The organism is uncultured Sphingomonas sp. (assembly GCF_934560975.1).
In the GTDB taxonomy this organism is placed as follows: domain Bacteria; phylum Pseudomonadota; class Alphaproteobacteria; order Sphingomonadales; family Sphingomonadaceae; genus Sphingomonas_I.
In genome coordinates, this window is sequence record NZ_CAKTFO010000009.1 from 51620 (window position 1) to 70281 (window position 18662).

Annotated in this window: 20 protein-coding genes, 2 tRNA genes and 1 other RNA gene; 8 read left to right on the forward strand and 15 right to left on the reverse strand. The window is 66.7% G+C overall.

Features of this window, described 5'->3' with window-relative positions; translation table 11 throughout:
* Positions 1-14: 14 nt before the first annotated feature.
* The 3 genes from Q0D93_RS08080 to Q0D93_RS08090 all read right to left on the reverse strand — a co-directional run bounded on the left by Q0D93_RS08080 (position 15) and on the right by Q0D93_RS08090 (position 1281).
* The gene (locus Q0D93_RS08080) at positions 15-677 is read right to left on the reverse strand and encodes a protein-L-isoaspartate O-methyltransferase (protein ID WP_294392744.1); all 663 of its coding nucleotides are present in this window, start codon (positions 675-677) and stop codon (positions 15-17) included.
* A 144-nt stretch (positions 678-821) separates the two neighbouring features.
* The gene (locus tag Q0D93_RS08085) at positions 822-1064 is read right to left on the reverse strand and encodes a hypothetical protein (protein ID WP_294392746.1); all 243 of its coding nucleotides are present in this window, start codon (positions 1062-1064) and stop codon (positions 822-824) included.
* 143 nt (positions 1065-1207) lie between these two features.
* Positions 1208-1281: transfer RNA gene (locus tag Q0D93_RS08090), tRNA-Cys, on the reverse strand.
* A gap of 233 nt (positions 1282-1514) precedes the next feature.
* Here Q0D93_RS08090 and ilvD point away from each other — a divergent pair.
* The 6 genes from ilvD (at position 1515) to pstB (ending at position 8359) form a co-directional block, all read left to right on the forward strand.
* The gene (gene ilvD / locus Q0D93_RS08095) at positions 1515-3359 is read left to right on the forward strand and encodes a dihydroxy-acid dehydratase (RefSeq protein ID WP_294392748.1); all 1845 of its coding nucleotides are present in this window, start codon (positions 1515-1517) and stop codon (positions 3357-3359) included.
* 88 nt (positions 3360-3447) lie between these two features.
* Positions 3448-4572 carry a GGDEF domain-containing protein gene (locus Q0D93_RS08100; RefSeq protein WP_294392751.1) on the forward strand — a complete coding sequence of 375 codons (1125 nt, stop codon included), beginning with the start codon at positions 3448-3450 and terminating at the stop codon, positions 4570-4572.
* A 98-nt stretch (positions 4573-4670) separates the two neighbouring features.
* Positions 4671-5705 (forward strand): phosphate ABC transporter substrate-binding protein PstS, encoded by a 1035-nt coding sequence (gene pstS / locus Q0D93_RS08105; RefSeq protein ID WP_294392753.1) that lies wholly within the window; start codon positions 4671-4673, stop codon positions 5703-5705.
* 43 nt (positions 5706-5748) lie between these two features.
* Positions 5749-6702 carry a phosphate ABC transporter permease subunit PstC gene (gene pstC / locus Q0D93_RS08110; RefSeq protein ID WP_294392754.1) on the forward strand — a complete coding sequence of 318 codons (954 nt, stop codon included), beginning with the start codon at positions 5749-5751 and terminating at the stop codon, positions 6700-6702.
* The gene (gene pstA / locus Q0D93_RS08115; RefSeq protein WP_294392755.1) at positions 6699-7541 is read left to right on the forward strand and encodes a phosphate ABC transporter permease PstA; all 843 of its coding nucleotides are present in this window, start codon (positions 6699-6701) and stop codon (positions 7539-7541) included. The genes pstC and pstA overlap by 4 nt, the downstream gene beginning before the upstream one ends.
* Positions 7538-8359 (forward strand): phosphate ABC transporter ATP-binding protein PstB, encoded by an 822-nt coding sequence (pstB, locus tag Q0D93_RS08120; RefSeq protein ID WP_294392757.1) that lies wholly within the window; start codon positions 7538-7540, stop codon positions 8357-8359. The genes pstA and pstB overlap by 4 nt, the downstream gene beginning before the upstream one ends.
* A gap of 258 nt (positions 8360-8617) precedes the next feature.
* Here pstB and Q0D93_RS08125 read toward each other — a convergent pair whose 3' ends face one another.
* Positions 8618-9418, reverse strand: a complete 801-nt coding sequence (locus Q0D93_RS08125; RefSeq protein ID WP_294392759.1) for a LytTR family DNA-binding domain-containing protein — start codon at positions 9416-9418, stop codon at positions 8618-8620.
* A gap of 13 nt (positions 9419-9431) precedes the next feature.
* The gene (locus Q0D93_RS08130; protein WP_294392761.1) at positions 9432-10517 is read right to left on the reverse strand and encodes a histidine kinase; all 1086 of its coding nucleotides are present in this window, start codon (positions 10515-10517) and stop codon (positions 9432-9434) included.
* Positions 10518-10719: 202 nt separating this feature from the next.
* Between Q0D93_RS08130 and Q0D93_RS08135 the strand changes: the two genes are divergently transcribed.
* Positions 10720-11094 carry a hypothetical protein gene (locus tag Q0D93_RS08135; RefSeq protein WP_294392763.1) on the forward strand — a complete coding sequence of 125 codons (375 nt, stop codon included), beginning with the start codon at positions 10720-10722 and terminating at the stop codon, positions 11092-11094.
* Between the two features lie 61 nt (positions 11095-11155).
* Here Q0D93_RS08135 and Q0D93_RS08140 read toward each other — a convergent pair.
* Positions 11156-11240 (reverse strand) — tRNA-Leu (locus Q0D93_RS08140).
* A 79-nt stretch (positions 11241-11319) separates the two neighbouring features.
* On the opposite strand from Q0D93_RS08140, the gene Q0D93_RS08145 reads away from it, so the two are divergent.
* Positions 11320-11724: a SufE family protein gene (locus tag Q0D93_RS08145; RefSeq protein ID WP_294392765.1), complete on the forward strand. Its 405-nt coding sequence runs from the start codon at positions 11320-11322 to the stop codon at positions 11722-11724.
* Between the two features lie 61 nt (positions 11725-11785).
* Here the strand turns inward: Q0D93_RS08145 and Q0D93_RS08150 are convergent, their stop codons facing one another.
* The 9 genes from Q0D93_RS08150 to Q0D93_RS08190 all read right to left on the reverse strand — a co-directional run bounded on the left by Q0D93_RS08150 (position 11786) and on the right by Q0D93_RS08190 (position 18658).
* Entirely contained in the window at positions 11786-12112 is a 327-nt protein-coding gene (locus tag Q0D93_RS08150) for a hypothetical protein (protein ID WP_294392766.1), read from the reverse strand.
* Complete coding sequence (locus Q0D93_RS08155; RefSeq protein ID WP_294392768.1) at positions 12109-12636, reverse strand: J domain-containing protein; 528 nt, start codon at positions 12634-12636, stop codon at positions 12109-12111. Before Q0D93_RS08155 ends, Q0D93_RS08150 begins: the two co-directional genes overlap by 4 nt.
* A 45-nt stretch (positions 12637-12681) precedes the next feature.
* Complete coding sequence (locus tag Q0D93_RS08160) at positions 12682-14604, reverse strand: hypothetical protein (protein ID WP_294392770.1); 1923 nt, start codon at positions 14602-14604, stop codon at positions 12682-12684.
* Between the two features lie 47 nt (positions 14605-14651).
* Positions 14652-15048: RNase P RNA component class A (gene rnpB / locus Q0D93_RS08165), an RNA gene on the reverse strand.
* 32 nt (positions 15049-15080) lie between these two features.
* Positions 15081-15794: an N-acetylmuramoyl-L-alanine amidase gene (locus Q0D93_RS08170; RefSeq protein WP_294392772.1), complete on the reverse strand. Its 714-nt coding sequence runs from the start codon at positions 15792-15794 to the stop codon at positions 15081-15083.
* A 30-nt stretch (positions 15795-15824) separates the two neighbouring features.
* The gene (locus Q0D93_RS08175) at positions 15825-16652 is read right to left on the reverse strand and encodes a CheR family methyltransferase (RefSeq protein ID WP_294392774.1); all 828 of its coding nucleotides are present in this window, start codon (positions 16650-16652) and stop codon (positions 15825-15827) included.
* Positions 16643-17716, reverse strand: a complete 1074-nt coding sequence (gene cheB / locus Q0D93_RS08180) for a chemotaxis-specific protein-glutamate methyltransferase CheB (RefSeq protein ID WP_294392776.1) — start codon at positions 17714-17716, stop codon at positions 16643-16645. The genes Q0D93_RS08175 and cheB overlap by 10 nt, the downstream gene beginning before the upstream one ends.
* Positions 17717-17757: 41 nt before the next feature.
* The gene (locus Q0D93_RS08185; protein ID WP_294392778.1) at positions 17758-18123 is read right to left on the reverse strand and encodes a response regulator; all 366 of its coding nucleotides are present in this window, start codon (positions 18121-18123) and stop codon (positions 17758-17760) included.
* Positions 18124-18226: 103 nt separating this feature from the next.
* Positions 18227-18658, reverse strand: a complete 432-nt coding sequence (locus tag Q0D93_RS08190) for a chemotaxis protein CheW (protein ID WP_294392780.1) — start codon at positions 18656-18658, stop codon at positions 18227-18229.
* Between the last annotated feature and the right edge of the window lie 4 nt (positions 18659-18662).

Below are 18662 nucleotides of genomic sequence, written 5' to 3' on the forward strand. Positions count from 1 at the left end.
CCCCCCCCTGGCTCTTAGAACGTGAACTGTTTGGGCTTGACGAACCCGGGCAGGACCGGCGCCTCGGCATCGGCGAAGCTGATCATGGCGAAGCTTCCGCCCGCCTTGCGCCCGATCGCCAGACGGGTGACGCCGCCTTCCAGCACGGGCGCCGCGATCCGGCCCCCGTCGACCAGCTGGTCCAGTATTTCGGCCGGGACATATTCGATCGCGCCGTCGAACAGGATCAGGTCGTACGGGCCGCTGGCCGGCCACCCGGCCGTCAGCGCCCCCTGAACACCGGTCACGTTGTCCGCCGACACGGCCGGGGCCGCGCCCTGCTCCAGCGCCACCACGCTGCCTGCCAGCTTGGCCAGCACGGCGGCGGAATAGCCGGAGGATGCGCCGATCACGAGCGCGCGATCATGCTGCCGCACCCGCGCCTCGGTCAGCAATCGGCCGAGCACCATCGGCGAGGCCAGCGCGCGACCGTCGCCCAGCGGCAGCGAGATGTCGAGATAGGCTTGTCCGACCTGCCCCGCCGGAACGAAGCGCTCGCGCGGAACCTCTCCCATCGCTTCCACCACGCGGGGGTCGTTCACCGCCGTGGTGCGAAGCTGGCTTGCCACCATCGCGCGGCGCATCTGCTCGAAATTATGCTCGGTCACCTGCTGGCCCTTCTGAGGTGTCTTATTCATACAAGACACCGATGCTGTTGGCAATGCATATCGAAGGCGCCCCCTGTCGCCAAGGGCGCGGATGCGGCGGCAAGGGCATAAATCAGCAGGATCACACGGCCGGCGGCAGGGCTGCGCAGGCACGACGGCGACGCCGCAACGGGATCATCCCTGCCGGTCGGGAAAATGCTTGTTGCACCGCGCGCAATAGCGTTCGCGGATGAACTTTTCCGAATAGGTGCGGCTGAAACATTGCGGGCAGGCCCATGACCGCGTCGGGCCGCGCCGTCGCCCGTAATCGGCCAGCGCACGCGCCTCGCGCCTGCGGTGGGACATGAGGGCATAAAGACCGGCCGTCACGCTGAGGCACAGCACGGCGACAATCAGGATAGCTATGGTGAAGTCCATTACACATGCACGATAGGTGGCGCATCGCCGCGACGCAATGCCGCCCTGTCCACTTCGCCGTTCGGCACCCGCCTGCAACAAGGCCCCGCAACGCGCCGCCGCCTTGCGGCGCCACGTCGCACGATCATCGCATCGGAGAAGAGTGGAGGCCCGAGCCGGAATCGAACCGGCGTGCAAGGATTTGCAGTCCTCTGCGTAACCACTCCGCCATCGGGCCGGAGGCGCGCAGATGATCGTTTTTCGCCTTGCTGTCAAACCGTAGCGGTAACACCCCCTGCATCGAGCGCGCCGCCGCAGGTCGCGGCACCATCGAGGTCGCCGCAAAACCATTGTCTCAGCGCAACGATTCCGGCATCAGCGGCGAATATAGCGTTCACTTTGTTGCGTGCGGACGCGACGCTCGGACATGTTCGACATTGTCCTCTCGCTCGCGAATGATATACGCCGTCCATGCCTGCTTATCGTTCCCGCACCACCACCCATGGCCGCAACATGGCCGGCGCACGCGGCCTGTGGCGCGCCACCGGCATGAAGGACAGCGACTTCGGCAAGCCGATCATCGCCATCGCCAACAGCTTCACGCAATTCGTGCCGGGCCACGTCCACCTCAAGGATCTGGGGCAATTGGTCGCGGGCGAGATCGCGGCGGCGGGCGGGGTGGCCAAGGAATTCAATACGATCGCGGTCGATGACGGCATCGCCATGGGGCATGACGGCATGCTCTATTCGCTGCCCAGCCGCGAACTGATCGCGGACGCGGTCGAATATATGGCCAATGCCCATTGCGCCGACGCGCTGGTGTGCATTTCCAATTGCGACAAGATCACGCCCGGCATGCTGATGGCCTCCCTGCGCCTCAACATCCCCACCGTGTTCGTGTCCGGCGGGCCGATGGAGGCCGGCAAGGTGGTGCTGAAGGGTAAGGAGGTCGCGCTCGACCTGGTCGATGCGATGGTCGCCGCCGCCGACGAGAGTTATTCGGACGAAGAGGTCAAGGCGATCGAACGGTCGGCCTGTCCCACCTGCGGCTCCTGCTCCGGCATGTTCACCGCCAATTCGATGAACTGCCTGACCGAGGCGCTGGGCCTTTCCTTGCCGGGCAACGGCTCCACGCTGGCGACCCATGCCGACCGCGAACGGCTGTTCCGCGAGGCCGGGCACTTGATCGTCGACCTGGCCAAACGGTGGTACGAACAGGACGACGCCACTGCCCTGCCCCGCTCGATCGCGACGTTCGCGGCGTTCGAGAATGCAATGAGCCTCGACATCGCCATGGGCGGATCGACCAACACGGTGCTGCACCTGCTGGCCGCCGCGCATGAGGCCGAGGTGGATTTCACCATGGCCGATATCGACCGCCTGTCCCGCCGGGTGCCGTGCCTGTGCAAGGTCGCCCCGGCCAAGTCCGACGTGCATATGGAGGATGTCCATCGCGCCGGCGGCATCATGGGCATATTGGGCGAGCTGGATCGGGCCGGCCTGCTCGACGTGGAGCAGCCGACGGTTCATGCCGGCACGCTGGGCGAGGCGCTCGGCCGCTGGGACGTGGTCCGCACCAACAGCGAAAGCGTGCGCGATTTCTATCGCGCGGCCCCCGGCGGCGTGCCGACCCAGACCGCCTTCAGCCAGTCGCGCCGCTGGGACGATGTGGACCTTGACCGGGAAAAGGGCGTGATCCGCTCCGCCGCTTACGCCTTCAGCCAGGATGGCGGCCTGGCGGTGCTGTTCGGCAATCTCGCGCCCGAAGGCTGCATCGTGAAGACGGCCGGCGTGGACGACAGCATCCTGACCTTCACCGGTCGGGCGGTGGTGTACGAAAGCCAGGACGCGGCGGTGGCCGGGATCCTGGGCAACCAGGTGCAGGCGGGCGACGTGGTCGTGATCCGCTATGAGGGCCCACGCGGCGGGCCGGGGATGCAGGAAATGCTGTACCCCACCAGCTACCTGAAGTCGAAGGGCCTCGGCAAAGCCTGCGCGCTGCTGACCGACGGGCGGTTTTCGGGCGGCACGTCCGGCCTGTCCATCGGCCATGTCTCGCCCGAAGCGGCGGAAGGCGGGCTGATCGCGCTGGTCGAGCATGGCGACGCAATCGCGATCGACATTCCGAACCGTACCATCAACCTGCTGGTCGACGACGCCACTCTGGCCGCCCGGCGCGCGGCGGTGGAGGCACGCGGCGCGCAGGCGTGGAAGCCGTTCGGACGCAAGCGCACCGTGTCCACGGCACTCAGGGCCTATGCCCTCCTTGCCGGCAATGCCGCGCGCGGCGCGGTCCGGGTGCTGCCGGACGATTGATCCCGTCCGGCCGGTCGTATGTTCGGCCAGTCAACACTTTCTTAACCACCCGGTCGCTACGATAGCGCCGGGCGGGGTTCCACATCACATGTTCAACGGCATTGACATACCGACGCTGCATCTCTGCAGCCTGCTGGGAAGCGGAGCCTATGCGCTCGTCTTCCTGTGGCTCTGGCTGCGCCAGAAGCATGAGGCGCACCTGCTGCACTGGACGATGAGCGCCCTGCTCTATGCCATGACCATGATCGGTTTCGAACTGCTGCCGACGGCATCCAGCCGGCTGACCGGCGCCGCCTTGTTCGCGGCTTTGTCCTTTTCCAACGTCCTGATCGTGTCTGGCATCCGGCAGTTCGAGGGCAAGGTGCCGTTTCGCGCCTGGATGCTGGTGCCGATTGCCGCCGCCACGCTGATGTATGCGGTGCCGCGCTGGCTGGCCGATGCCGGCCTGCCGCTTGGCTGGCCGCTGATCCGCTCCTGCGACTCAATGGGCCTCGCCATTTCGACCATCATCCTGGCGCTGGGACTGCTGCGGGCCGAGCCGGCGGAAACGGAGATGCAGGGCAAGCGGATCGCCGGCACGGCGATGCTGGCCTATGTCCCCGGCTGCATCATCGCCCTTGCCGGCACGCTGCTGATCGGGAACGACCTGCTGGTGGTCGTACCGACCCTGCTGGATCAGGTTCTGCTGCCGATGGTGAACCTGGGCCTGCTGGCGATGCTGGGCGAGCGCGCGCAGCAGAAGCTGCGCGAGGCGGCGTTGCGCGATCCCCTGACCGGCAGCTGGAACCGGGCGGGCCTGTCCTTGCTGGAGCCGAAGCTGGCGATCAAAGGCACCGGCGTGGTGGCGATCGACCTGGATCATTTCAAGACGATCAACGATTGTCACGGCCACCCCGCCGGCGACACGGTGTTGCGCACGCTGTCCACCATGGCGGCAAGGCTCGCCGGCGATCAGGGCGGTGAACTTGCCCGGATCGGCGGCGACGAGTTCGTCGCCATCCTGCCGGGCAGCGGCCCGGACGGCGCACGTTGCTATGCGGAGCAGCTGCGCCAGGTGGCGGCGGGCAACGGCCAGGGCAGCCCGCGCTGGACGGTCAGCCTGGGCCTTGCGGTCGTGTCCGCCGGCGAGATCGGGCTGGCCCCGGCCATCGCCCGCGCCGACGTTTTCCTATATCGCGCCAAGGCCGAGGGCCGCGACCGGCTGGCGGCCTGACCACTCCCGTGCGGCCAGCTTGCCGTAACAATAGAGTCACGCAAGGATCATAGGGCAACGGCAACGGTGCATAGCCGCGTCACCCCGGGGGGATCCTCATGTTGAAGATGTTCGTAGCAGGCGCAGGCGGCCTTGCGCTCGCCGGCATGGCGGCTGCCGCAAACATCTCGGGCGCGGGTGCCACCTTTCCCGCCCCGATCTATGCCAAGTGGGCGGAAAGCTACCGCGCGCAGACCGGCATCGGCCTGAACTATCAGCCGATCGGGTCGGGCGGCGGCATCAAGCAGATCACCGCCCAAACGGTGGATTTCGGCGCCAGCGACAAGCCTCTCACCCCGCGCGACCTCAACAAGCATGGGCTGTACCAATTTCCGACCGTGATCGGCGGGGTGGTACCGGTGGTGAACCTGCCCGGCGTCCGCCCCGGCCAGATTCGCCTGTCGGGCGCGCTGCTGGCCGACATCTTCCTGGGCAGGATCCGCCGCTGGAACGCGCCGCAGATCGCGGCGGCCAATCGCGGGCTGGCCCTTCCCAACCTGCCGATCACGGTGGTGCACCGCTCGGACGGGTCGGGCACTACCTTCCTGTTCACCACCTATCTCGAACGCAACAGCTCCACCTGGCAGCAGCAGGTCGGCGCCAGCGACGCGGTGCAGTGGCCGACCGGGATCGGCGGCAAGGGCAATGACGGGGTCGCGGCCTTCGTCAAGCAGACGGCGGGCGCGATCGGCTATGTCGAATATGCCTATGCCAAGCAGAATGGCGGCGCCTTCATCCAGCTGCGCAACAAGGCGGGGCAGTTCGTCTCGCCCAGCGCGCAGACCTTTGCCGCCGCAGCCGCCAGCGCCGACTGGCTGCACAGCCCTGGCAACCGCATCATCCTGGTGGACCAGCCGGGTGCCGGCGCCTGGCCGATCATCGGCGCGACCTTTATTTTGGTCCACCGCAGCCAGGCGAATGGCGCAACCGGCGCACAGGTGCTGAAATTCTTCGACTGGGCCTTCGCCAAGGGCGATGCGCAGGCGGCGGCGCTGGATTATGTGTCGGTCCCGACGCAGATCGAGGGATTGTTGAAGCGGCAATGGGCGCGCTCGATCACCGCGGGCGGCAAGCCGGTCTACGTCGCGAAGTGATGCACTCCGCCGCCTCCGATCAGGCCAATGGGCGCGCCCGGCCATGACCGTCACCGCTCATCCCGCCTCCAAGACTGCCCCGCCCGGCCACAAACTGGGCGAGCAGCTGTTTCGCTTCGCCTGTGCCGCGGCCGCCACCATCCTGCTGGCGGCACTTGCCGGCGTGGTAGCCAGCCTGTTCGTGGGCGGACTTCCCGCGTTTCGCGCGTTCGGCTTCGGCTTCCTCACCTCCACCGCCTGGAATCCGGTGACGGAAACCTATGGCGCGGCGGGGCCGATCGTCGGCACCTTGGTGACGGCCTTTCTGGCGCTGGTGATCGCCTTGCCGCTGGCGCTGGGCGTATCGATATTCCTGGTGGAGTTCTGCCCGGCCGTTCTGGCGCGGCCGATCGCGGTTGCGGTGGAGCTGCTCGCCGGCATTCCGTCGATCGTCTACGGCATGTGGGGGCTGTTCGTCCTCGCGCCCTGGTTCGCCGCGCATATCCAGATGCCGATCATGATGGGCGCGGAGCCGGGCAGCCTCCTCGACCGCGTCTTTGCGGGCACGCCCAACGGCGCCAACATCTTCACGGCCAGCATGATCCTGGCGATCATGATCCTGCCCTACATGGCGGCCGTGTTCCGCGAGCTGTTCCTGACCGTGCCGCCGCAGGTGCGGGAAGCGGCATATGGCCTTGGCTGCACTCCGTTTGAGGTGACTCGGGCGGTGGTGATCCCCTATGTGCGTCGCGGCATGATCGGCGTCATCATGCTGGGTCTCGGCCGCGCGCTGGGCGAGACGATGGCGGTGACCTTCATCATCGGCAACGCCCACGGCTTACCCAGTTCGCTGTTCGACAGCGGCTCCACCATCGCCTCCACCGTGGCCAATGAGTTTGCGGAGGCCACGGGCGAGCTGCACAGCGCATCCTTGATCGCGCTCGGCTTCCTGCTGTTCGTGATCACCTTCGCGGTGCTGGCCGTCGCCCGCCTGCTGCTGCGGGAGGACAAGGCATGATCAGTCGCGCCGCGCGCCGCCGCGCCGCCAACCGCCTGTTCGTGGCGCTGTGCGGGATCGCCACGGCGATCGCCCTCGCCTTTCTGGTGATGATCCTGTGGACCCTGCTGAGCAAGGGCCTGGGCGGGATCGACGCCATGATCTTCACCGCTGACCAGCCCGCGCCGGGATCGCCCGGCGGCCTGCGCAACGCCATCGTCGGGTCGATCATCATGTGCGCGATCGGCATGGCCATCGCTTTGGTGATCGGCATTCTCGCCGGCACCTGGCTGGCCGAATATGGCGCGGGCACGAAGTTCGGCCATGTGGTGCGCTTCTTCAACGACGTGCTGATCTCGGCCCCGTCGATCCTGATCGGCCTGTTCGTCTATGGATTGCTGGTGGCGCCGTTTCATGGCTTCTCCGGCTATGCCGGCGCGGTGGCGCTCGCCTTTCTCGCCACTCCGATCGTGGTGCGGACAACCGAGGACATATTGTCGCTGCAACCCGGCGCGCTCCGTGAAGCGGGCATGGCATTGGGCGCAAGCCGCGCCTTCGTGATCCGCAAGATCATCTGGAAGGCGGCGCGCGCCGGCCTGCTCACCGGTGGCCTGCTTGGCTTCGCGCGCATTTCGGGCGAAACCGCGCCTTTGCTGTTCACCAGCCTGGGCAACCAGTTCTTCACCGCCGATCCGTCGCAGCCGATGGCGAGCCTGCCGACCACCATCTTCCAGTTCGCTTTGTCGGCCTATGAGGACTGGCAGCGCCTTGCCTGGGTCGGCGCGCTGCTGATCGCCGTCGCCGTCCTGTTCATCAACATCGTCGGGCGCCTGCTGGCCCGGGAGACGCACCGTCCATGACCGATACGGCACCCCTGCCGCACGCCCCCGAGGCCGACGAAGCCCGCTTCATGACCCGGCCGGACGGCGACCTGGTGGTCGAGGTCAAGGACCTGAAATTCTTCTACGGGGCGAACCCGGCGCTGCATGGGGTCGACCTGCCGGTCGAGCGCAATGCCATCACCGCGCTGATCGGTCCGTCGGGCTGTGGCAAGTCGACCCTGCTGCGCGCGCTTAACCGCATCTACTCCCTCTATCCGGGGCAACGCGCCGAGGGGCAGATCCTGCTGGATGGCGAGGATGTACTGACCGGTGGCGACCCCGCGGCGCTGCGCGCGCGCGTCGGCATGGTGTTCCAGAAGCCGACGCCCTTTCCCATGTCGATCTACGACAATGTCGCCTTCGGTGTCCGCCTCTACCATCGCAAGTCGCGGGCGGAGATGGACGAGATGGTGGAACGCTCCCTGCGTCGCGCAGCCTTGTGGGACGAGGTCAAGGACAAGCTGCACAGCTCCGGCCTTGGCCTGTCGGGCGGGCAGCAGCAGCGGCTGTGCGTCGCGCGCGGCATCGCGGTGGAGCCGGAGGTGCTGCTGCTGGATGAGCCGGCCAGCGCGCTGGACCCGGTATCGACCGCCAAGCTGGAACAGACCCTGGTCGAGTTGAAGGGCGAGGTCACGATCGTGATCGTCACCCACAATCTGCAGCAGGCGAGCCGCATTTCCGATCATACCGGCTTCATGTTCCTGGGCCGGATGATCGAGTTCGGCCGCACGGCGGAGATCTTCTCCAACCCCCGCTCCCGCCGCACGCGGGACTATGTGACGGGGCGGTTCGGCTGACGTTCAGGGCAACGGCCCTGAACGGCCGTAGGTGAATAAAGCGCGGGTTCGTTCCAAGGAGATCGACATTTGCGCATGAAGCCTGCCAGCTGATCCACTCGAACCAACAGCGCTCCCCCGAAGGCGGAGCCCAGGAGATTGGAGGGCGTCGCGTGACGATGGGGCTCCCGCCTTCGCGGGAGCACAAGAATGTGGTCCGGGCTTGGGCAGCGGCTCACTGCACGACGACACCCGCCTCAGGCGCTCCCGACCGCCGGATCAGTGGACGAAGCGCGCCACCACATCACGGTAGGAGCGGCTCACCTTCACCTGCGCGCCCGATCCCAAGACCAGGAAACATTCGCCGTTGGTGTGCGGCTTCACCTGCTTCACCAGATCCAGGTTGACGATGGTGGAGCGATGGATGCGCTGGAAACGTCGCGGATCGAGGCGCTTTTCCAGATCCTTCATCGTCTCGCGCAGGATCAGGGTGTTGTCGCCGGTATAGATGCACATATAGTCACCGGCGGCGTCGATCCGCTCGATCGAATCAACGTCCACGCGGAAGATCTGGCCGCGATCCTTGATGTTGATCAGCTTTTCGTAGCGGCTGGCCGATGGAGCCTCCGCGCCTTCCGGGATCGAATCCGCCGCTTCCGGCGCATGTTCCGCAATCACCTCCTTCAGCTGTACCACCTCCTCGGCAGCCCGCTTTTCGGAGAGGCGCTGGCGCACGCGCTCCAGCGTGTCGGCCAGACGGTCATTTTCGACCGGCTTCATCAGGTAATCGACGGCACCCGCCTCGAACCCGCGCAGCGCATGGTCGGAATAGGCCGTCACGAACACGAACAAGGGCGGCTCGACCTCCATCAGGCCCTGCACCACCGAAAAGCCGTCAAAGCCCGGCATCTGGATGTCGAGAAACACCAGATCGGGCTTGTGGGTCTTGATCGCGCGGATCGCCTCCCGCCCGTTGGTGCAGGTCTCGATGATCTCGACATCCTCGTGCGCCTGGAGGCGCAGCTGCAAGCCCTGGATTGCCAGGGACTCGTCGTCGACCAGGATGGTGCGGATCGTCATAAAGGTCTGGTCCTCACTGCATACCCATATGATAGGGCAAGTCGATAATCACGGCGAAACCGTCTGGCCCAGCCTGGGTCTCAAAGCGATGGTCACTGCCATATGCTTGCGCCAGACGGTCCCGCGTATTCGCCAAGCCGACTCCAGTGGACGAAACACCCGCCCCGTCGATCGGCCGCGTCGCCTCCCCTGGTCCAGTATCTCTGACCGTGATGTGAACGCGATTGCCCGCGCGGGCCACGGCAATGTCGATGTCGGCCCCCTCTTCCTTGGGCGTCACCGCATATTTGATCGCGTTTTCCACCAGGGGTTGCAGCAGCAGCGACGGGATCATCGCACCGGCGGCGGCGGGATCGATGTCGAAGCGGGTGCGCAGCCGATCCTCGAACCGCATCTTCTCGATGTCGAGATACAGTTTCAGCGTGTCGATTTCCTGCGCCACCGCCACCTCGCCCTCCGGCTCGCTCACCAGGGTGTAACGGAGAAAGGAGGACAGCCGCGACAGCATCGCATTGGCTCGCTCGGTCTGCTTCAGCAGCACCAGCGTGGAGATGGAGTTGAGCGTGTTAAACAGGAAATGCGGGTTGAGCTGGTAACGCAGCATCGCCAGCTGCGCCGACGACGCCTGGCTGCCCAGCCGCAGCAGCTGGTCGCGTTGCTCTTCAACCAGGATGTAGAAGTTGATGCCGTAATATAACGCTGACCACGCCGACAGCAGCGAGAAATCGAGCAGGATCGCCGACAGGTACTGGATCCCCTCCGGCATCGGCCCCGTGCGGTAGAAGGTGGCGTGCGCCCAGGTCTCGATCGAGGAGAAGACGGCGGAGGCCAGCCCAAGGATCAGGATCGACGCGGTCCAGGTGACGATCGGCCGCATCCGGAACAGGCGGCGATAGGCGGCGGACATCAGCAGGGTCAGCGAATAACCGGTCGCGGTAGTCAGCGCAGTGGGCAGGATGAACAGCCAGCCCATGGCATTGGCGATCCCGCCCAGCGAACGCAGCACAAAATAGCCAGCCCAGCCGGCGGACTGGAGCGTCCAGAAAGCGCGGTTCTTGTCTTCAAAGAACGGGCGCTGGCTTAACAATCGGGCCGGCATGCCATGGCCCCATACCCGAAGCTTTGCGGCGCTGCCAACCACTCGGCTCATCGCACCATGCGCATCTCTTGCCCACCAGCCACGTTAACGCGCGATAAACGGTCGATTTCCGGGGCGTTCATCCGGCCTGTGGCACAAACACCGCCATGTGGAGGACGGTTCGCGCAGGTGAACACAGGGCCACAGCGTATTGGAGGTCGTGATGCGTAAGTTGATTGCAACATCGGCGGCAGGGTTGGCCATCGCGGCCAGCATGCTCGCGGTGGCGGCGCCGTCGGAGGCGCGGCCTTATTACCGGCATCATCGCGGCGGCGGCAACGATGCGGCGATCGCATTGGGCGCGGGCGTGCTGGGCCTGGCGGCGGGTGCGGCGATCGCCTCGCGGCCGGGTTACGACACCTATTACGACGCGCCTGGCTATTATGCCGCGCCGCCGCCGGTTTACTATGCGCCGCCGCCCCCGCCGCCGGTCGCTTATGGCTACGGCTATTATGGCGCGCCGCGTTACGGATATTATGGTGGTTACGGCCGGGGTTATGGCGGTCCGCGCCACTATCGCCCTTATCGCGGCTGGTAGGTAGCAGAGTGATCGAAGAAGGGAGCGACGGAGCGATCCGTCGCCCCTTCGCCGATCCAGATGGTGCGGGTGGTCGGGCTCGAACCGACACTCCTTGCGGAACCGGATTTTGAGTCCGGCGCGTCTACCAGTTTCACCACACCCGCACTGCGGGGACGCCGTTACCGCAACGCGAAGGCTTGGTCCAGCCTTCCGCCGCAACAAGGCGTCTGCTAGCCGCCGCACATGGCCAAGATCGACGATATACGCGACGAATATGAGTCTCTGGAGGCGGACGACCGCTACCGCCTGCTGATCGATCTCGGGCGCGCGTTGGATCCCATGCCGAAGCCGTTGAAGACGGACGCCACTCTGGTGCGCGGCTGTTCCGCCTCCGTCTGGGTCTATCCGACTCGGCAGGACGATGGCCGGCTGCACTTCCTGGCGGACAGCAACGCCGCCATTACCAAGGGCATCATCGCCCTGGTCCTGCTGACGGTGCAGGACCGGACGCCGGGCGAGATCGTGGGGACCGACATCGAAGGCGCGCTCGCGCCGTTCGATCTCGGCCGTCAGCTCAGCTCCAACCGGACGCAGGGCATTCCCAACATGATCGCGCTGATCCGGGAAACAGCCGCGCGATTCGCCTAGAGCGATTCGCAACCGGGGAGCATTGCTGCCCGTCAGAGCGATCGGAAGCCGCTCCGGACGGTCACTCCGCCGCGATGGCGGAGGGCCTGGTCAGCCCTAGTCGTTGCTCCACCACATCCACCGGCGTGCCGGCGCTGACGATCAGCCAGTCGCGCGAGCGGGCGGCGTCCACGACCACCACCGCGTTCTTGGGGCAGACCTTGAGGCAGCCGACCTGGATCACGCCCAGTTCGGCCTTGCGGCCCTTGCCCTTGCCGCCGCGCTTGCCCAGCAGCTTGGACAGGCGCGTGTCGCCGTCCGGGCCGAAGCCCGTCTTGCGCAATTTCTTCTCGCATTTTCCGCAGATCAGGATCGTGCCGCGCCACTGCGCCTTGACGGTTCGGATCACGCCGCGCGCCGCTCCTCGGCCGCGCGCAGCACCTCCCACGCGGTCTGCACCGCCCGAAAGCGATCGGCAGCCACGGCATCGCCCGGCCTGACGTCGGGATGGTTGACCTTGGCGAGCCTGCGCCACGCCGCCTTGATGTCGTCGAAGCTGGCGTCGCTCTCCAGCTCCAGCACCTCCAGCGCGCGCATCTCGTCGCGCGAGCGGGTACCGTCGCCCGCCCCGCCCCAGCCATAATGCGACGCTTCGGCATAGCCCGACGCATCGCGCCGCTCGCCCGCCTCGCGCGCGGCCGCTTCCTCGGCGGACAGGCCCTCGAAGTAATTCCAGCCGCGATTATACTCCGCGGCATGTTCCTCGCAGAAATACCAGCGGTCGGGGCTGTTGGGGGATTTCGGCGCGGGGCAGTTGCCGGGCCGATCGCAGCCGTGGCGGTCGCACATGCGCACCTGCGTCGTGCCGCGCTCGCTGCCATAAGCCCGCCAGCGGGGAAACCCCCAGTCATTGGATCGTGTCGAACGCGCCATGGACGCTACATAGGACGCGGCCGACGAAACGCCATAAGCGGGTGATCAGCCAGGCAAGCGAAACCGGACGGTCAGCCCCATTCCGCCGCAGCCTAACTCGCCGGCGGGGCGATAGGTCTGCGTATAGCGGGCACCCTCCATGGCGTTGACGACGGTGGAGCCGAACACGAATGGGGGATAGGCCATCACCGCGCGCCGATTGGCGGTGCGACCATCGGGCAGGATGTCGAATTCCGTGCGGATCCACCCGGTCATGCCCCAGTCCGCCACGGCGCGGGGATAGGTGCTCGATCCCATGTTCGCGGATTGCAGGGACGGCTTGGCATCCACCAGCGAACATTGTTCCTCGCTCAGACCGGTGGCGGCAAAGGTAGCGCGGGCCTCCTCCAGCTTGCCCAGTTGGACCTGCACCGATGCCAGTCGCGCGCCCGCGGCGACCCGCAGCGGATGGTTCCTGGGCAAGCGCGTATCGTCCAGAACGGTTGTCAGCAGGCGGGCGGCGCTTGCAGGATCGCTTCCGGCATCATCGTCCGCCACCAGCAAACCGACAACCGCGGATGAGACCGGATCGGCCTGCACATCGGGACGGACCAGCAACGCCCGCATCGCCATGCTGAATTGCTTTGCTGAACGGCGGCTGACGGCTTGAGCCATCGCGGCGTTCATCCTGACCATCGTCTGGACAGCCACCGGCGCCTTCTCCTCCTCGGCCACCACAATGGCGCGCGCCGCAGCATCCTGACGATCGGCATTACTCACCAGACCGCTCGTACTTAAAGCGATCAGAAAAGGGAGTGTCGCGATGGAGCTTTGCGCCTCGCGCCGCGAAAGTTCCGTCTTCAGCATGGCGGCGCTGGCGGTACCTAAAGCGAATGAAAGAGGCTCAACCCCACGTTCCTGCATCCAGGCGCCGTAAACATCGTGCAACGACGCTTCCACGGACGGACGCTGTCCTTCGATCGAGCAGCGCATCTCGACTCTCGTAACGGCACGGTAGAAGGCGGGAACAGCCTTGATGTCGTCGGGCCGCCATCCCCACTGCCGGACCGAACGGACGAACTCCAACGTCTGCGGCCCCGGATGCGAGGCGTAAACGGGATTGGCGAAGGCAACCGATCCGTCATCCGCCACGCCGAACTCCACCACCACCACATCTTCGGGGCGCAGATCCCCGCCGCATTGCGGCAGATCGAAGCGCGACGGCACTTCGAACGCGCTGGCGCCCATCCGTCCGGCCCCTGTCATGCCCAGCAACTCGCGCGCCCGCTCCTCGCGCTTGGTCAGCAGATAGACCATGGCGAGGTCGGAGCGGACTACCACATCGTTGATGTCTGTTCGCTCTGTAACGCCACCAAGGAGGGACAGCGCCGCTTCCAGTTCGGTCGTCGCCCCTTTAAGGTCACCCCGGTTCAGCAGCACACGGCCTTTTATGTCATGAGCGTGAGCGCCCACCGCCTTGTCGGCTCCTGCCAACCGTGCCGCCTCCTCCACGTAACGCAAGGCGGCATCATTGTCGGTGAACATGGTCACCTGCACCAACCGGAACAACAATCTACGCCTGGCTGGAGCGTCCTCGGTTTCCGCCAGCGCCGACTCCAGCAACGTGCGCGCCTCGACATAGTCGTACGTGTCGGCGGCCGCCTGGCTGAGCAGCAGGAACGCCGTCGCACGATCCGTCGAAAGGCTCGGATCGCTGGCCGGGGACTGCTTCAAACCCTGGCGGAGCAGGCCGGCCGCGTCCTCCGTGCGCTTCAGCATGGCGAGCGCCTGGCCCTCGCGCAGCATCGCGATGCCCTGGGTGCGGGCACTCATCCCCTTGCGCTGGCCGATAGCGTGGAAGCCGGCGGCGGCCTCCTCGAACCGACCGGCGTTCAGCGCGGTGCTGGCCTGTTCGAACTGCGCCTGAAGACTCGGCGCACCAGTCGGCGCGGCGACCTCGGCCGCCAGCGCGATCAACAGCGGAACCATGAACTTCCCCTCTTCCCCTGCCCGCAGACAATCAGAAACGGAGGGGAAATGCCAGAGGGTCTGTAAGCCGGGTTCTGTCCACCCCGAATGGGGATAGGCGACCATTCCTCTAGGGCGACGTTTGCACGCCGCCTCAAGCAACCAACCCGGACGACGGGGCCGAGCCAGCCCATATGCCGTCCCTACTCGGTCTTGCTCCCGGTGGGGTTTGCCGTGCCGCCGCCGTTGCCGGAAGCGCGGTGCGCTCTTGCCGCACCCTTTCGCCCTTGCCCGGACCCTCGCTTTCGCGGGGGCAGCCGGGCGGTCTGCTTTCTGTTGCACTGTCCCTGAACGCGCCGTCGCCAGCGCGCCCGCCGGGCGTTACCCGGCACCGTTACTCTGTGGAGCCCGGACTTTCCTCCCGCACAAGGTTACCCCTATGCCGGCGGCCGCCCGACCCTCTGGCCAGGGCCGCATAGCAGCGGAAATCCGGAAAGTCAGCCCGCGCGTTGCCGCGCTTCCGCCCCCTTGTCCCCGCCGGTCAGAAGGGACAGCAGGACGGCGCGGCACTCACCGTCGATGATGCCGTCCACCGTCCCCGGGCGGAACCTGCGCTGAAAGGCGCGCACCGCCGCCTGGCCGTCGATCACGTCATAGCCGAACCGCTCCAGCGCCAGCAGGAAGCCGCCATCGGTCCAGTGCGGATCGGTCAGGTATCGGCGCGGGCGGGGCAGCGCCAGGCGAAGTCGCGCCAGCCTTTCCCAATCGAACAATTCGCCCGGATCGGTCTTGCGCGCCGGCGCCACGTCCGAATGGCCGACGATGTTGCCGCGGGTGATGTGGTGCCGGTCAACCAGATCCTTCATCAGCGGCAGCAAGGCGCTCATCTGCGGCTCGGCAAAGGGACGATAGCCGAATTCGTGACCAGGATTGACCAGCTCGATCCCGATCGAGGCCGAATTCACGTCGTCGATGCCGCGCCAATGCGCCTTGCCGGCGTGCCAAGCGCGCTTGTTCTCCGCTACCAGGCGCAGCACCTGCCCATCCTCTGCGATCAGGTAATGGCTCGAAACCTTGGCGGCTGGGTCGGTCAGCCGCTGGATGGCGGAAGCCGCATCGGTCATGCCGGTATAATGCAGCACGATGATGCTGACGGGCAGCACCCGATCGTCAAAGTTCGGCGAAGGGCAGTCCAGGATAGCGTCGCTCATGCACCGGAGGGCATAGCCTCGTCCCCGGGTTCAGCGCCAGCCCTGGCGTGCAGGCCGGTACATGCCGCGCAGGTCCGGATGGGGCTCGAACGCCTCCGTATGGCCCATCACCGTCTCACCAGCGCCCAGGACCAGCACGCCATCGGGCGCGATCGCGCTTGCCAGGCGATCGAGCACCTGCCGCTTACGTTCCGCGCTGAAGTAGAGGAGGACGTTGCGGCAGAGGATCATGTCGAACCGGCCCGGCGGCGGCGCGTCCAGCAGATTGTGCACCATGAAACCCAGCCGCGCCTGACCCTGCGGGCGAATGCGCCAGTGTTCGCCATCCTGGTCGAAGCGGGCCAGCAATTCGGTGATCGGCAGGCCGCGCTGGATCTCCATCTGGCTGTAGAGCCCCTGCCGCGCCTGCTGCACCGCCTGCGGCGACACGTCGCTGCCAAGGATGTCGATCGACCAGCCGGCCCACTGCGTCTCCTGCGCCGCCAGCAGCAGGCCCAGCGAATATGGCTCCTGCCCGGTGGAACAGCCGGCCGACCAGATCCGCAGCCGCCGCGCATCGCTGCGGCTTCCGGCCATGGCGGGCAGGACGTCGCCGGCGATGGCCTTGAACACGGCCAGGTCGCGGTAGAAGCTCGTCTCATGGTTCAGCAGCGCCTCGACCACCGCTTCGCGCAGCGTCGCCGACCCGTTCTGCGCCACCATGGCGGCCAGCATGTCCAGGCTGTGGATGTTGTGGTCCTTCATCACCGGGTGCAGCGCCGTCTCCAGCCGCCAGCGGCGGGCGGAGGCAAGCTGCTGCCCGGTGACCTGTTCCAGCAGGCCCGACAAGGATCGGGCGGCGAGCGGCGTCAGGTCCATTGGCCGGTGCCCGCATTCCATTCGGCCAACCGGCGCGCCAACTCACCCGGATGCGCGACGAGGCGCGCCAGGCCGGCATTGGTGACCGCGCCGGGCATGCCCCACACGACCGAACTCTCCTGATCCTGCGCAAGGATGGTGCCGCCATGCTCGACCAAGGCCGCCGCGCCGACCGCCCCGTCCTTGCCCATGCCGCTCAGCACCACGCCGACCGCCGCCGGACCGTACAGCGCAGCGATGGAGGCGAACATCGGATCCACCGATGGCAGGCAACCCGATGCCGACCGCTTCCGCTCCAGCCTGACGTGGATCACCGTTCCCGTCCTGACCAATGTCAGGTGCGCGTCGCCGGGCGCCAGCAGCAGCTCGCCCGGGATCGGTTGCAGGCCCGGCGCCGCCACCCGCGTGCGCCGCCCGGCGATCTCGGTCAGCTGCGACGCAAAGATCTCGGTAAAGGGCGCGGGCAAATGCTGGGTCACCAGGATTGGCGCGTTGAAGGTCCGGGGCAGGCCCGCGAAAAAGGTGGCAAGGGCATGCACCCCGCCCGTGGAGCTACCGATGGCGACGCACTCCACCCGCGCGCTCCTGCCGCTGTCCAGCACGCAGGCGCGTTGCACCGGCAGCCGGGCGGGCGGCATGCTGGCTGGGCGGGCGATGCGCCGCAGCTTGTCCACCAGATCCTTGGCGAATCCGGTGGTGAAGGCCGCCGCATTCGGCTTGAGCAGCGTGTCGGCCGCGCCCGCCCGCAATGCGCTGAGGCTGGCGGAGGCGCCGTCGGCGCAGGCGGAGGAGACGATCAGCACCCGCGCGCCATGGCTCTGCGCGATCAGGCCCGGCAATGCGGTGAGGCCGTCCACGCCCGGCATCTCCAGGTCGAGCAGGATGATGTCGACGCGTGTGTCTTCCAAAATGCGCAGGGCGGCAGGCGCGCTGCCGGCGCAGGCCACCACCTGCACATCCTCATGCTCACCGAGCAGGCGCGACAGCACCGCGCGGGCGACTACCGAATCGTCCACGATCAGGACGCGGATCGGCGCCTCCTCACGCGGATCAGGCGCCCGCATCGATGGGGATGGCGAAACGTGAAGCACGGCGCGGGCCGGGTTCAGGCCAGACCGACGATCTGGAGCTTGCTCTGCAGGGTTTCCCGGTCGAACGGCTTCATCACATATTCGTCGGCGCCGGCATCGATCGCGGCACGGATATGGCCCATGCCGTTTTCGGTGGTGCAGAACACGATCTTGGGCCGATGCGGCAGATCGGTTTCGCCCAGCACGCGCAGGAACTCGATCCCGCTCATCACCGGCATGTTCCAGTCGAGCAGGATCACGTCGGGTACGGCGGTCTTGCAATGGGTCAGCGCTTCCTGACCGTCGGCTGCCTCGTCCACCGCGAAATCGAGTTTCTCAAGGATATGGCGGGCGACCTTGCGGATGACCTTGGAGTCATCGACCACCAAACAGCTCTTCATCGGGGTAAGGTCCTCGGCTTGCGTGCGCTTCAGCAATAGGTGGCGAGGGTAAGATTCGCGTTAACGCCGCCCCACCACGCAGGTGCCCAAACCGGCGCGTGCATCAGGCGGCGAGCGCGTCCGGACCGGCGACCAGCACCGCCGGATCGACCAGCAGGATCGCCTGCTCGTCCCGCCGGATGGTGCCGCGCGCCGCGCGCCGCCATGCCGCACCGAGCAGGGCCGGGCACGGTTCGGGCGCGGCCGCCTCGATCACGTCCTCGACCATGTCGACCAGCAGAGCGTAGCTATGCCCTTCCGATTCCACGATCACGGCGGTCATGGCCCCGGCGCGCGCGATGCTGCCTAGGTTGAGCGCCGCGCGCGTGTCGATCACCGTCAGCACGCGGCTGCGCAATGCGAACAGCCCCGCGACATGCGGCGGCACGCGCGGGATCGGGGCGATGTCCTCCACCTCGACCACCGACCCGATCTGCTCGGCAGGAAGCGCAATCGTCTCGTCGGCGATGCGGGCGATCAGATACAGCGTGTTCATCACC